Consider the following 13,454-nt stretch of genomic DNA (forward strand, 5'->3'; position numbering starts at 1 on the left):
CCAACCCTGTATTTTGCCGAGGGTTGCCTTACTTTGTGGTGGCGACCATCGCCGGCCTGATGTACAAGAGCATGGCATGGCCAACGACCAGATCGCGCTGTGGACCGGTATGCTTGGTTTCGTGTGGGTCTTCAAGCCCCTCTGGAGTCCGTTCCTGGAAGCGGCGCGCAGCAAGAAATCGATTGTGCTGCTGTTCCAGTTCCTGGGCGGCGCCAGCCTTGGGTTGGTAGCGCTGGCGCTGCACCTGCCGAATTATTTCGCCGTCAGTATCGCCTTGCTTGGCTTGGTGGCGATTGCTTCAGCGACCCACGATATCGCAGCCGATGGCCTCTACATCGCCAGTCTGAGCGCGACACAGCAAGCCACCTTCGCCGGCTGGCAGGGTGGTTTCTACAACGTTGCGCGGTTTTTCTCGCTGGGTGGCCTGGTGGTGCTGGCCGGTTATTTCGAGAAGCACATGGCGGTGGCGCAGGCGTGGAGCCTGATCTTCGGCCTGCTTGGCGTCAGCATGGTGTTGCTGGCGGCCTACCATTTCTGGGCATTGCCGATCGGTCGCAACCAGGCGCGCGCCGAAGGCGGCATGCGCGGCGTGTGGAATACATTGCGCGACGTGATCATTGATTTTTTCAAGAAGCCGGGCATCTGGCTGGCGATTGCTTTCATCATCCTGTTCCGCGCTGGCGAAGGACAAATCACTACCATCGGCCCGTTGTTCCTGCGCGCGGCGCGTTCCGAGGGCGGCCTCGGCCTGGCCACGGCGGAAGTTGGTGCAGTCTACGGCACGCTGGCCACGGTGGCGTTCATCGGCGGCAGTTTGCTGGGCGGTTACTTCACCGCCTGGCGCGGCCTGCGGCGCAGTATGTTCTTCCTGATCCTGGCCATGAACCTGCCGAACCTGGCCTACTTCTTCCTCAGCACCGCGATGCCAACCAACCTGGGCGTGGTGGCTGCGGCGCTGAGCCTGGAAATGTTCGGCTATGGCTTCGGTTTCGTCGGACTGATCCTGTTCATCATGCAGGAAGTCGCAGTCGGGAAATATCAGATGGCGCACTATGCGCTAGGCACCGGCATCATGCAGCTAGGCTACGTGCTGTTCAAGATCGTCAGCGGCGAGATCCAGGCTGCACTCGGCTACCAGCATTTCTTCCTGTGGGTGTTGGTGTCGGCGATCCCGGTGCTGGTGCTGTCGCGGATCGTGCCGATAGGCCGGCATGAAAAAAAATCCGATAGCACGCCGCACTCCGCCGCGATCCAGTTATAGCCATGCGACATTTTCAATGCGGTTTGCTGGCGCTGGCCTTGTTGCTGGATTTGCATGTGGCGAAGGCAGCTACCGACGGTGTATTCTTCGACGATTTCGATTATGCCGATACCGCTGCGTTGACGCGTGGCGGCTGGATCATTCGCGACAAGCAAGGGCATCCCGGTATAGAGAACGGGCATTGGGGAGCGCAGGCGATCAGCCTGGTCGATACGCCGCAATCCGGCAAGCGCCTGTTGCGCCTGAGCGCTCGCACCGATGGCACACCCGAAGGCACCTTGCAGGCTCAGCTCTGCCACCAGCGCAAATATTTCGAGGGAACCTACGCGGCGCGGATACGTTTTCCGATGCGCCGGTACAGGGCCCCAATGGCGACCTAGTGGTCGAAGCATTCTACACCTCCAGTCCACTGCAGCATGATTTCGATCCGCAATACAGCGAGCTCGACTGGGAATATCTGCCAAATGGCGGCTGGGGAAATCCGAACAGCCGTTTGTACAGCGTCTCGTGGCAGACGGTGCAGATGGAGCCCTGGCACGCCTTCAACCAGACTCACGAAGAACAGCGCGCACTGGGCGGCTGGCACATCCTGCTGATGCAGGTGAAGGACGGCAGCATCCGTTATTTTTTGGATGGCGTGCAAGTCGACCGGCATGGCGGTCGCAATTACCCGGCGCTGCCGATGTCGATCAATTTCAGTTTATGGTTTTCGCCAAGCGGCGTGTTGCCGGACACGACGGCGGAACGGCGATATGAACAGGACGTTGACTGGGTATTGCATGTCAGGGACCGGGTGCTGTCGCCGGCGCAAGTTGATGCCGCCGTTAGCGACTACCGCAAGAATGGCGTGCACCAGGTTGATACCGTAGCGCCAACGACGCCGCCATTACCCTCCAATTGTGATTTCTAGCAGCGGGATAGCAACGATGAAAATTTTCAGACTATCGATATTGGTAGCGGCCATGCTGCCTTTATATGGCATGGCAGCCTCGCCGTCGCAGGGCACAGTGACGCAGGAAAACGCGACAGATGCCGCCACCAAAGCGGCTTACAAGGTGGTTGCGTACTACTTGCCATCGGAACGCCGCTACTCGGCAGCCGACATCGACCCGGCCAAGCTGACGCATCTCAACTACGCATTTGCCGTGATCAAAAATGGCGAGGTGGCTATCGATCTGGCTCCTGGAACGAAACAAGGCGTGACGGACTTTGTTGTTCTGCGCGGATTGAAGAGCCGCAATCCGCGCTTGAAGACCTTGATCTCGGTCGGCGGCTGGGCTGGTTCGAAGGAATTTGCGGATGTCGCCTTGACGCCGCAATCGCGCGAGAAATTTGCCGCCAGCGCGCTGCGCTTCATCCGCCAACACGGCTTTGACGGCGTCGATATCGATTGGGAATTCCCTGTCGCCGGCGGCGATGCCGGCAACGTCATGCGCCCTGAAGATAAACAGAACTACACGTTATTGCTGCAGGCGCTGCGCGACAAGCTCGATAGCGGCACCAAGCGCGATGGCCATCGTTATTTGTTGACGGCCGCCATCGGCAACAACCAGGGATTTTTCCAGAATACCGAAATGGCCAAGGTCGCCGCGATCCTCGATTGGGCCAACATCATGACCTACGATTTCAGTGGGCCATGGAGCAAGTTTGCCGGCCATGTCGCGCCGTTGTATAACGACCCGGCAATCGCTCGTCCGGACGCCAATGACAAATTCAATGTCAGCAGCACCGTCGAGATGGCTTTACAGGCCGGCATTCCTGCCAAGAAAATGGTGCTCGGCATGCCGTTCTACGGCTACAGCTGGAAGCAGTGCGGCGCCGCCCGGCATGGTCAGCATCAGGACTGTGATGGCAAAGGACGCGGCAGCGTGGAGGAGGGCGAACTCGATTTTGCCGATATCGACGGTAAGCTGGTCAATCAGAACGGTTTCACCCGTTACTGGAACGACAGCGCCAAGGTGCCTTATCTGTTCAATCCGCAGACCGGTGAGTTTGTCAGTTACGACGACGTGCAGTCACTCGATTACAAGATCGCCTACCTGAAGAAAATGGGATTGGCGGGCGCGATGTTCTGGCAGCTGTCGGCGGATCGCAATGGGATTTTGCTGGATAAGGTAGCGCAGGAATTGTTGCCACGCTAGTTGTCTTGTGCGCTTTATTGCTTCCCTACAGTTTGCGGCGCATATCCTCTTCATCTGATTGCATCTCCAAATAGAAAGCCGACCCTTGCGGGCCGGCTTTCTATCTTGTCGCTACTTTACAGTCCCAACTTGGAAATGAAGGCATTGGTAAAGCCCAATGTGCCTGCCGTACCGTAAGTATTGCAGGTCGGCGACGCCGATCCCGGTGCGCAGTCATTGTCGCGATCGAACGACCAGAAGTGGATACCTGCCAGGCCGTTCTGCTTGGCGAAGCTGGTCAGCGTCGCGACGTCGGCGATCGAGAAAGTTTCGTTGGCCGAATCGTTGCCACCGATCATTGGAGTGACTTCAATCTGGCTGTACGGCACGCCATATTGGGTGTGCAGGTCGACCGCGGATTGCACTGCCGATGCACCCATGTCGCAAGCGCCGCTGCTGTTGGTCATGCAATTGCCGCCGGCCGGGCTGCCATAGTCCATCGCCATCAGGTTGATGTAGTACTTGGTCAAGCCGTAAGTCTTGATCGCCTGCATGACTTCAACACCGTAGTAACCCAGGCTAGGCGATACATTGCCGCCCAGTGTCGCCAGAGTGAAGCTGAAGCGCAGGTTCGGGTAGACCTTTTGCGCTGCGACCACGCGTTGCACCAGGTTGTTGATATCGTCCTGGGTCTGACCGGCTTCGATATCGAAATCGACGCCGATCATGTTCGCCGAATAATAGGTCTTGATGAAGTTCTGGAAGGCGGCATCGGTAGTGCAGGTGAAGGAACCTGCGGCGCCGCCGGTGGAGACGATGTATTTCTTGCCGGCGTTGACGAACGGCTGTACGTTGGCGGCGGCGAATTGCGAGCCCGATACGCCGCCCCAGGTTTCACTGCCGCAGGCGCCGGTGGCAAAGGCCCAGGTCAGGGTCGTGAGTTTGGCTGGCAGGGCACTCAATACTGGCTGCGCGCTGCCGGTTACAGCCGTGCTCATGACGTAGGTATTCCAGTTCAGATTGATATTGCCGTCCTTGTATGGACTGAAGACGAATCCGGCTGGGGTAGGCGTTGGCGTTGGTGTTGGAGTAGGCGTTGGTGTTGGGGTAGGTGTCGGGGTAGGAGTTGGCGTAGGCGTAGGCGTAGGCGTCGGAGTGGGTGTTGGAGTCGGTGTACCGCAGTTGGCCACAATGGTCCACGGCTGGCCGCTACCACTGCCGCCGTTGTTAGTAGATGGGTTATTCCCTTGGGTCCACCAGTTGGCCACGTAGTTGACGCCGTTGTAGCTGACGGTAGCGCCGCCTGTATAGGCGACCGAGGCGTCCCAGGCGGCGTAGCAGGCAACCGCTGCGGCCTTGGATACTGCCTGCTTGGCGCTGGCGTCAGCTGCGGAACCCGAACCTGATGCATCACCGCCACCGCATGCAGTCATGGCGCCGCATGAAAAGGTGATGAGAAGTCCCTTGGCAATTTTTGAATTCACTTTTTTCTCCTGAGTAGATTGGTTGAGCGACACGGGATGGAGCGCTGTCGATGCACTTGCTGTTGGATGCTGCTGTTTTGCTATATGGACCAACTTCCGGGGCGTGTTGCTGATCGACGGCCGCACGCCTTTCTCTTACTCGTCTTCATTATTTCCATATGGAAATATCGAATTAAGGGCACTTTAAGAGCGCAAAAAGTGGCTGTCAATCTGTATCTAACTGGTATTGCTATATTAAGTTTGTGGTCTCATTTTGGTGTTCTGAAAGAATTTATAACTTATTGTTTATATTGATTTTTATGGAAATTTGTCAGTGAATTTTCAATCAAGTGGACTGATCGCTTTTTTTGCGGTCCGGTACTGAATTTCCAGGTGATCCGGCAGAAAATTTTGAATCCTGAGCTGCGGCAGGGGAAGCGATCGGAGTGGGGCGGGGCAGGCGGACTTGGCCTGGCGACGGCCGATTTGCGAGATAGCAGGCGGCGGCAAGTATAATCCTTGCCTTTTTCGTCATTTTCCCGGCTCGGCAGGGGAAACGCCGCCTATGGCCCATTGGCCGGATCGCGGCGTCATTGCTTTCAAAGGAAGTTGCTTCATGAGTTTATTTCGTACCAAGGACCTGGATAAGATGATTTTGTCCAGCCGTACCAACACCGGCCTGCAACGTACGCTTGGCGCGATGGACCTGACCCTGCTGGGGTCGGCGCAATCGTCGGCACCGGCATCTTTGTTCTCACCGGCACCGGGCATTGCTGGCGGGACCGGGCTTGTCATTGTCGTTTGTGTTGGCGGCAATCGCTTGCGGATTCGCCGCGTTGTGCTATGCCGAGTTCTCGTCGACGGTACCTGTTTCCGGTTCGATTTACACATACAGCTACGCGACGATGGGTGAAATCGTCGCCTGGATCATCGGCTGGGACCTGATGCTGGAATATGGTTTGGCGACATCGGCAGTGTCAGTCGGTTGGTCGGGTTACATGCAATCGCTGCTGTCGGGTTTTGGCATCGCCTTGCCAGCTGTCCTGACCGCTGCACCTGGTGCGGTGCCCGGAGTGACTACCTGGTTCAACCTGCCGGCATTTTGCATCCTGCTGGTGATCACCGCGCTGCTGTCGATCGGTATCCGCGAATCGGCGCGTGCCAATAACATCATGGTCTTCATCAAGGTGGCGGTGGTGTTGTTGTTCATTGCCGTCGGCGTCGGCCATGTGCAACCGGCCAACTGGCAGCCTTACTTGCCATTCGGCTTTAACGGTGTCTTCAATGCCGCAGCGATCGTGTTCTTTGCCTTCATCGGTTTCGATGCGGTGACTTCCGCCGCCGAGGAGGTCAAGAATCCGGCGCGTGCACTGCCGATCGGGATCATCGCGTCGCTGGGAGTTTGCGCGTTGCTGTATGTGTCTGTCGCGGCGATCATGACCGGCATCGTGCCGTTCGAGAAATTTGCCGGGATCGATCATCCGGTGTCGCTTGCCTTGCAATACGCGGGTGAAAACTGGATTGCCGGTTTTGTCGACCTGGGTGCGATCATCGGCATGACGACGGTGATCCTGGTGATGACCTATGGCCAGACCCGTATCCTGTTTGCCATGTCGCGCGATGGTTTGTTGCCGAAGAAGCTGTCTAGCATTCATTCGCGTTTTGCCACGCCATTCTTTACCACCTGGCTGGTGGGTATCGTGTTTGCCTTTATTGCGGCGTTGATTCCATTGAATATCCTGGCGGAATTGATCAATATCGGTACCTTGATGGCGTTTTCGCTGATTGCGGTGGCGGTGCTGGTGTTGCGCAAAACGCGGCCCGATTTGCCGCGGGCGTTTCGTTGCCCGGGTGTGCCGTTTGTGCCGGTGGCGGCGATTGGGTTCTGTGTGTTCCTGATGTGCCATTTGCAGGCGGTGACGTGGATTGCGTTCTTGTGCTGGCTGGCGATTGGATTTGCGGTGTATTTTGGTTATGCACGGCGGCGTTCGCTGTTGCATCCAAAGAAATAGCGTGGGGTGGGCAATTTCGCGCACGTGCCGTTGAGGTGTTTGAGCGTTCAAACCTCAAAGGATGCGTTCGCCGCACATCGAATACGCAGTTAAATGGGGTCAGAGTTTTTTTTTCGCGGCCTTTTGCGAAAATTACTCTGAGCCCTTTTAACGGGCCACGGAGGAAGTGTGGTGGCAGATCTACGATGTACGATCGTCGTTACTTAATGCGGTCACAACTCCGTGGAAGCTTGCCGGGGTAGCCCGGCAGCTAGTCACTTTTCTTGCTTCGCCCCCTAGCCGGGCGCAAAAAAAGTAACCAAAAGAAGGCGATCGCACAGCCGTTGCCCGCCGTTGGCGGGTCCCCAAATGAGCCGCGCGCCAGTCGGATGGGACACAAACTCGCTGCGCTCAAACATGTGTCCCATAATTCCCGACTTGCGCGCGTCTCATTTGGCAACGTCAGCATGCGAAAAGTCAAAAGCAACGGCAAACGCCAATTCAAAAACAACATCAAAACCAACACCGAGAAGTTAAATGGGTCAGAGTTTTTTTTCGCGGTCTTTTGCGAAAATTACTCTGACCCCTTTTAACGGACTACGGAGTACGTGCGGTGCTGCATCTGCAATAAACAGTCCTCGTTACTTAATGCCGTTGTCAGTCCGATGGCTTCCTGCTGCTTGCAGATTCCAAAAGAAAAAGCCGCTGTCGTGTTCGCGAATTACATTGCGAACATGACAGCGGCTTTTTTGGTTTGCCCTGTTTTACGGCTTGGTCGTTGCTACTGCATTTGCTTTTGCCTTGGCTTCATCACGCACGATGACTACGCTTAGTTGGCTTGGATCGATGCGTTTGCGGAAGGCTTCGTTGACCTGGTTCAGCGTGAGGGCGCTGATCTTGTCTTCGATTTGCTTGCTCCAGGCGAATGTGCGGTCCAGGTCCAGCAGTCTGGCCCAGCCGGCGCTGAGGGCGCTGTCTTGCGAGCGGGAACTCTGGTTTTCCTGCAGGATACCGGATTTGGCACGGGCCAGTTCATCGGCGCTGAAACCGTCCTTGATTACCCGGGCCAGTTCTTCCTTGACCGCTTGGTCGACCTTGTTCAGGTTTTGCGGTGCGGAGATGGCTTGTATCGAGAAGCGGGCGGCGCGGCTGATGGCGCTGATGTCGAGCGACGAACCGATGCCGTACGACAGGCCTTCCTTCTGTCGAACCCGATCAACCAGACGCGATTTCAAGCCGCCTCCGCCGAACAGGTAGTTGGCAACCATCATGGCCGGATAATCGGCGTCGTCGTCGCGCATGTCGAGGTTCAGGCGTGCCACGTAAAAGCCGTTTTCCTTATCTGGTGAATTGATCACCTTCTGCATCGGCGCGACATCGAAGTTATGGCGGATCACGCGCGCGTAGGGCGCGGCGCTTTGCCATGTACCGAATTCATCCTGGATCACCTTGGTGACGGCGGCAACATCGAAATCACCGACGATTGCCAGCTCGCCCTGCGAGGCGCCGTAGAAATCATGATGGAAAGCGCTGACGTCAGCCAGCGAGGTCGCATTGATGCTGGCGATCTGCTGGTCTATGCTCTGCGCGCCAGCCAATGGCCTTGCGGGTATTGGTTGAAATGTGCGGCGATGGCTTCGGAGGCCAGCGTGCTCGGCTCATTGCGCGATGCTTCCAGTCCAACCAGGGCTTCCTTGCGCATCCGCTCGAATTCAGCCGGATCGAAACGCGGATGCTTGAGTACGCTGGCAACCAGTTGCAGCGCCGCGGGAAGATTGCTGCGGTGGTCTGGAATTGCGTCAGGCTGCCGCTGATCTTGAGCTTGGAAAACTCGTCGGCCAGTTGCTCGCGGGTCAGGGTGCTGCTGCCGCGCATCAGCATGGCATCGGCCAGTTCGGATGCGGTTTTCTTGCCGAACAGGCTTTTTTCATCGCCCCACAGCAGATCCAGCTTGACCGAGACGGTTTCACCGCGGGTCTTCTTCGGCAGCAATGCCAGTTTCAATCCACCCACCTTGGAACGCTGGGTGCGGGCATCGATATTCGCTTGCGACGGATCGAAGGCTTCGCCGTCGGCGATGGCTTGCTGCGGCTTGTACTCCTTCAGTACTTCAACCACGCTTGGCGCCGCCGGTACATCGGCGCGTTGCGGCTGGTCTTCCGGCAGGAACATGCCAACCGTGCGGTTATCCCGCGTGAAGTAGTGCGCAGCAGCTGCGGCGACTTGTTCTGAAGTGACCTTGTTCGAGCGATCACGGCCCAGGAACAGCAGGCGCCAGTCGCCCAGTGCGATGGTGCTGGACATGGCAACGCCGACTTTCTGGTGATCGTTCAGCAGCTTTTCGAAACCGTTGGCGTTGGCCAGGCGCACCCTTTCCATTTCTTCCGGGTAGGCGGGGTTTGGCAAATTGCTCGACGCCGTCGATCAGCGCTTGCCGCACAGGTTCAATCGGTTCGCCTTTCTTGACCACGGCGGCGATGATTTCCAAACCAGGCGCATAACCCGTCATTTCATAATTGAACACCGCTGTGGCCTTGCCGGTTTCAACCAGAGACTTATGCAGGCGGCCGTTAGGCGTATCTGCCAGGATGGTGCCGGCGTAGGATATCGCGTCGCTGTCGGGATGCAACTCGCTCGGGATCTTGTAGGCCACCGCAACAATCTGCACGTCGCCCTGGCGCCGCACGGTGATGCTGCGCTCGCCGTCCTGGGTCGGTTCGACAGTCCAGAAGTCGCGCATCTTGCGGGCCGGCTTCGGCATCTTGCCGAACGCCTGGTTGACCCAGGCCAGGGTCTTGGCCGGATCGAACTTGCCGGCGATCAGCAGCACGGCATTGTCCGGCTGGTAATAGGTTTTATAGAAGGCTTGCAGGTTCTCGATCTTGACGTTCTCGATATCGCTGCGGTTGCCGATGGTCGGCTTGCCGTAGTTGTGCCAATCATAGGCGACGCCTTGCAGGCGCTTGATCAGTACGCCGAATGGCGAGTTCTCGCCCTGTTCGTATTCGTTGCGGACCACTGTCATTTCACTATCCAGATCTTTCCTGGCGATGAACGAATGCAGCATGCGGTCGGCTTCCATGTCGATCGCCCATTTCAGGTTGTCGTCGCCGGCCTGGAAGATTTCGAAGTAGTTGGTGCGATCCATGTTGGTGGTGCCGTTGAACGACATGCCGCGCTGGCTGAAGTCCTTCGGAATCGACGGATGGCTCGGCGTACCCTTGAACATCAAGTGTTCCAGCAGATGCGCCATACCGGTTTCGCCGTAGTTCTCGAAACGTGAACCGACCAGATAGGTCATGTTGACCGTCACTGTGGGTTTCGACGAATCCGGAAACAGCAATACCTTGAAGCCGTTGGCGAACTGATATTCAGTAATGCCTTCAGCGGATGGACCTTGGGTGACGCCGGCGGGGAGCGTGGTGGCGGCTTCCGTAAAACTGGTGAAGCCGATGCTGCAGGTAGCTGCCAGCAGGCAGGACAGCAGCCGATTAGACCATTGACGACGGAATAAATGCATGTAATTTCCGATCTGTTGATGTTTGGATGAACGCAATCTATCGAACAATTTGCCGAACGATTACCAGTTACCACTTGTATCGAGAGGGACGTGCAGGGCTGAAGCTAGATGCTGCCGCCGGACAAGACAAGTATTGCTTATTTTGCCACAGCGGTAGCCGGGAAAGGAGAAGATGAAGGGAACTGCTTATTCGGTCGGCGGAACATAACCGGTGGCGGCATCGGCGCCATCGCCGAAGAAATGCTTTTCCATTTGCACCGCCAGGTATTTGCGCGCGCGCACGTCGGCCAGGTTCAGGCGGTTTTCGTTGACCAGCATGGTCTGGTGCTTGAGCCAGGCGGCCCAGGCTTCCTTGGAGACGCTTTCATAGATGCGCTTGCCCAACTCGCCTGGGTAAGGCGGGAAATCGAGACCTTCCGCTTCTTTGTCGAGTTTGATGCAGTGAATGATGCGTGCCATGGTTTTTCCTTGTAGATGTGCGAGTCCGAGCTATTGGTTGGACCCAGTTTTAAGATTGCAGTTGCCGCTAAAAGCGGCGCCGCAAATTCGTTATCCGGCCTGGTATGGATTACAGCGTCTTGATCAATACCAGCGATTTCCGTTGCCAGTTGTACATGTGCTGGCGATCCTTCGGCAAGTCGTCGACCGTGGCGTGGACGAAGCCGCGCCGCAGGAACCAGTGCGAGGTGCGGGTGGTCAGCACGAACAGCTTGGTGAAGCCGGCCGCGCGCGCCCGGCTTTCCATGTGCTTCAGGATACGTTCGCCGTCGCCTTGCGCCTGCACTTCCGGATTGACAGTCAGGCAGGCCATTTCGGCCATTTTTTCCGCCGGGAACGGATACAGCGCCGCGCAGCCGAAGATCACGCCATCATGCTCGATCACCGAGAAGTAATGGATCTCGCGCTCGATCAATTCGCGGCCGCGCTTGACCAAGGTACCATCGGCTTCCAGAGGTTCGATCAGCTTGAGGATGCCGCCGACGTCTTCAATCGTCGCTTCGCGCAGGCTTTCCAGGTTTTCGTACGAAATCATGGTGCCCACGCCATCGTGGGTGAACAATTCCAGCAGCACCGAGCCATCGGTGGCGAACGGCACCACGTGGGCGCGCGGCACACCGGCGTTACAGGCTTTGATCGCGTGCTGCAGGTAGAAGGCCGAATCGGCCGGCAGGCAGCCGCTGTCCAGCACGGCTTGCGCCTGGTGCGACGACAGTTCGCGAATTTCGGTATCGCCGGCATCTTTCATCAACGGTGTTTCGCTGATGAAGATCAGTTTTTCGGCGCGCAGCGAAATCGCCGCCGCCACCGCCACGTCTTCCATGGTCAGATTGAAGGCCTCGCCGGTTGGCGAGAAGCCCAGCGGCGACAGTAGCACCAGACCGCCAGCGTTCAGAATCGGGTGGATGGTGTCGTAGTCGATCTTGCGCACCACACCGGTCAGTTGCAGATCGGCGCCATCAATCACGCCCAGGGGACGAGCGGTGACAAAGTTGCCAGAAATGATACGAATCGCCGCATGCGCCATCGGCGTATTCGGCAAGCCCTGGCTGAATGCCGCCTCGATATCCAGGCGCAACTCACCGGCGGCTTCCTTGGCGCACTCAAGCGCCGCAGTATCGGTAATGCGCAAGCCATTGTGGAAGCGCGCTTCGACGTTACGCAGCGCCAGCTGCTCTTCTACCTGCGGTCGTGAGCCGTGCACAATCACGACCTTGATGCCGAGTGCATGCAGCAGCGACAAGTCCTGCGCCAGCACCGGCAGCGCGCCGGCGGTGACCAGTTCGCCCGGAAAGGCGACCACAAAGGTCTTGCCCCGGAAGGCATGGATATACGGTGCGACCGAGCGCAGCCATTCTACGAATTCATTGGGATTTTCCATGCCGCTCATTATATACAGGACACCATACCGGCTGCACGGATTCGCTGATTTGTAGGCAGTTTTATCGCCGGCGTCGCGAGTGGGCGACAAGTTGCAAGCGATTGCAACGTTTCGTGCAGTTTGCTGCCCGGCCCGTACTGCTATAGGGATGGCATTTCAGGCACGAAAAACGCCGTTAAATTGGAGCCAATAGGCCGACCGCAATGCGATAATCCGGCCATGATAAATACGATTACCATTGAATTCGAGCCTGCCGATGTACAGCAGCTGCTGCAACATGCAAACTCAGCGACCGAGCACCTGCCGTGCATGGGCGATCAATTCGTCGCCAAATACTACGAAGGCGGCAAGATCATCACCAAAAACGACTGGCCCGATGTCAGCCAGATCGATCTCACCAGGATTCCGCCGGCGCTGTTCCTAGTCAACGATTCATTCTTGATGAGCAACGGCATCAACCCGCAGGAAGCCGTCGCCTGCGTCTACAAGAACGGTCACGTTCCTTCGGAACAGCAGAACGAAAGCGACGCGTTTGCACTGGGCTCCGAGGAACTGCCGACCGTGACCCGGATACTGGCCCGCGATTTCGATGGCGTCGAGACCGCGCGCAAAGTGCGCATTACCTTCTTGCACGATCCGCGCAAGGGACCGGTGGTGTCGCTCGAACTGGTGGACGACCTGCGCGAGACGCCTGACATCCGGATCGTTAATCGACGACCCTAACGCCAATTCTTCAAACGCTTGCTTATTGCGCCTCAGCCAGTTCCAGGCTGACAATGGTCAGTTGACCATCGACCTTATCAATCGCAAACCGCACCTTGTCGCCGGCCTTGAACTGTTCCAGCATGCCGGGATCGCCGGCCTTGAACAGCATGGTCATGGCGGGAATCTCGAAGTTGGGATTTCTTCGTGCTTGATGGTGATCTTGCCGGTGCTCGCGTCGACTTTGCGGATTTCGCCGGAGACCATCGGCAGGGCATTCTGATCGGCCGGCGTGGTCTGCATGTCGGTGGCGTCGCTGGCGCGTGCCAGGTTGCTGAGTGGCAGACCGATGATCAATGTAGTGAGAATGACGATTATTTGCAGATACTGTTGCATGGTCAGGTCCTTTCGAGCTGCGCGCTTGCATTCGCGCTATTGAGATGACATGGGATTTTTCCAGGATATAAAGTTGAAGGTGCGGACGAACCGGCGCTAATCAAGCGCCGTTGCATGCTGTT

At 57.3% G+C, this 13,454-nt stretch carries 11 protein-coding genes and 2 pseudogenes; 6 read left to right on the forward strand and 7 right to left on the reverse strand.

Annotated elements, in window-relative coordinates; genetic code table 11:
* Window positions 1-76 precede the first annotated feature (76 nt).
* Genes CAter10_RS06570 through CAter10_RS06585 form a run of 4 tightly spaced genes read left to right on the forward strand, consistent with a single transcriptional unit; the run spans window position 77 to window position 3,402 of the window.
* Window positions 77-1,261: an MFS transporter gene (locus CAter10_RS06570; protein ID WP_335340195.1), complete on the forward strand. Its 1,185-nt coding sequence runs from the start codon at window positions 77-79 to the stop codon at window positions 1,259-1,261.
* A gap of 2 nt (window positions 1,262-1,263) precedes the next feature.
* Complete coding sequence (locus CAter10_RS06575; protein WP_128083001.1) at window positions 1,264-1,641, forward strand: LamG domain-containing protein; 378 nt, start codon at window positions 1,264-1,266, stop codon at window positions 1,639-1,641.
* Window positions 1,641-2,171, forward strand: coding sequence for a glycoside hydrolase family 16 protein (locus tag CAter10_RS06580; RefSeq protein WP_061532787.1), 531 nt, complete (start codon window positions 1,641-1,643; stop codon window positions 2,169-2,171). Before CAter10_RS06575 ends, CAter10_RS06580 begins: the two co-directional genes overlap by 1 nt.
* 16 nt (window positions 2,172-2,187) lie before the next feature.
* Entirely contained in the window at window positions 2,188-3,402 is a 1,215-nt protein-coding gene (locus CAter10_RS06585) for a glycoside hydrolase family 18 protein (RefSeq protein WP_061532788.1), read from the forward strand.
* 116 nt (window positions 3,403-3,518) lie between these two features.
* Here CAter10_RS06585 and CAter10_RS06590 read toward each other — a convergent pair whose 3' ends face one another.
* Entirely contained in the window at window positions 3,519-4,865 is a 1,347-nt protein-coding gene (locus tag CAter10_RS06590) for a carbohydrate-binding protein (RefSeq protein WP_231879202.1), read from the reverse strand.
* Between the two features lie 595 nt (window positions 4,866-5,460).
* On the opposite strand from CAter10_RS06590, the pseudogene CAter10_RS06595 reads away from it, so the two are divergent.
* Window positions 5,461-6,856: pseudogene (locus CAter10_RS06595) on the forward strand (amino acid permease).
* 743 nt (window positions 6,857-7,599) lie between these two features.
* Here CAter10_RS06595 and CAter10_RS24160 read toward each other — a convergent pair.
* The 5 genes from CAter10_RS24160 to argA all read right to left on the reverse strand — a co-directional run bounded on the left by CAter10_RS24160 (window position 7,600) and on the right by argA (window position 12,234).
* A complete protein-coding gene (locus CAter10_RS24160) occupies window positions 7,600-8,433 on the reverse strand; it encodes a M16 family metallopeptidase (RefSeq protein ID WP_335340196.1) in 834 nt (277 codons plus the stop codon).
* Window positions 8,372-9,139 carry a hypothetical protein gene (locus CAter10_RS24165; RefSeq protein ID WP_335340197.1) on the reverse strand — a complete coding sequence of 256 codons (768 nt, stop codon included), beginning with the start codon at window positions 9,137-9,139 and terminating at the stop codon, window positions 8,372-8,374. The genes CAter10_RS24160 and CAter10_RS24165 overlap by 62 nt, the downstream gene beginning before the upstream one ends.
* The gene (locus CAter10_RS24170; protein WP_335340198.1) at window positions 9,087-10,355 is read right to left on the reverse strand and encodes a M16 family metallopeptidase; all 1,269 of its coding nucleotides are present in this window, start codon (window positions 10,353-10,355) and stop codon (window positions 9,087-9,089) included. The genes CAter10_RS24165 and CAter10_RS24170 overlap by 53 nt, the downstream gene beginning before the upstream one ends.
* A 186-nt stretch (window positions 10,356-10,541) precedes the next feature.
* Window positions 10,542-10,814: an oxidative damage protection protein gene (locus CAter10_RS06610; RefSeq protein ID WP_061532791.1), complete on the reverse strand. Its 273-nt coding sequence runs from the start codon at window positions 10,812-10,814 to the stop codon at window positions 10,542-10,544.
* Between the two features lie 109 nt (window positions 10,815-10,923).
* Complete coding sequence (argA, locus tag CAter10_RS06615) at window positions 10,924-12,234, reverse strand: amino-acid N-acetyltransferase (protein WP_061535197.1); 1,311 nt, start codon at window positions 12,232-12,234, stop codon at window positions 10,924-10,926.
* 219 nt (window positions 12,235-12,453) lie between these two features.
* On the opposite strand from argA, the gene CAter10_RS06620 reads away from it, so the two are divergent.
* On the forward strand, window positions 12,454-12,957 hold the full coding sequence (locus tag CAter10_RS06620) for a hypothetical protein (RefSeq protein WP_061532792.1): 504 nt from the start codon (window positions 12,454-12,456) through the stop codon (window positions 12,955-12,957).
* Window positions 12,958-12,979: 22 nt separating this feature from the next.
* Here the strand turns inward: CAter10_RS06620 and CAter10_RS24650 are convergent.
* A pseudogene (locus CAter10_RS24650) lies at window positions 12,980-13,332 on the reverse strand (copper-binding protein).
* Window positions 13,333-13,454: the final 122 nt, after the last annotated feature.

Origin of the sequence: Collimonas arenae, from assembly GCF_001584165.1 — a bacterium.
Taxonomy (GTDB): domain Bacteria; phylum Pseudomonadota; class Gammaproteobacteria; order Burkholderiales; family Burkholderiaceae_D; genus Collimonas; species Collimonas arenae.

What these genes read in the sequence shown, in the direction of transcription:
- CAter10_RS06585 (WP_061532788.1), top strand. Translation starts at nt 2,188, where the DNA reads ATGAAAATTTTCAGACTATCGATATTGGTAGCGGCCATGCTGCCTTTA.
- CAter10_RS24165 (WP_335340197.1), bottom strand. Translation starts at nt 9,139, where the DNA reads ATGTCCAGCACCATCGCACTGGGCGACTGGCGCCTGCTGTTCCTGGGC.
- CAter10_RS06620 (WP_061532792.1), top strand. Translation starts at nt 12,454, where the DNA reads ATGATAAATACGATTACCATTGAATTCGAGCCTGCCGATGTACAGCAG.
- CAter10_RS06575 (WP_128083001.1), top strand. Translation starts at nt 1,264, where the DNA reads ATGCGACATTTTCAATGCGGTTTGCTGGCGCTGGCCTTGTTGCTGGAT.
- CAter10_RS06570 (WP_335340195.1), top strand. Translation starts at nt 77, where the DNA reads ATGGCCAACGACCAGATCGCGCTGTGGACCGGTATGCTTGGTTTCGTG.
- CAter10_RS06610 (WP_061532791.1), bottom strand. Translation starts at nt 10,814, where the DNA reads ATGGCACGCATCATTCACTGCATCAAACTCGACAAAGAAGCGGAAGGT.
- CAter10_RS24170 (WP_335340198.1), bottom strand. Translation starts at nt 10,355, where the DNA reads ATGCATTTATTCCGTCGTCAATGGTCTAATCGGCTGCTGTCCTGCCTG.
- argA (WP_061535197.1), bottom strand. Translation starts at nt 12,234, where the DNA reads ATGGAAAATCCCAATGAATTCGTAGAATGGCTGCGCTCGGTCGCACCG.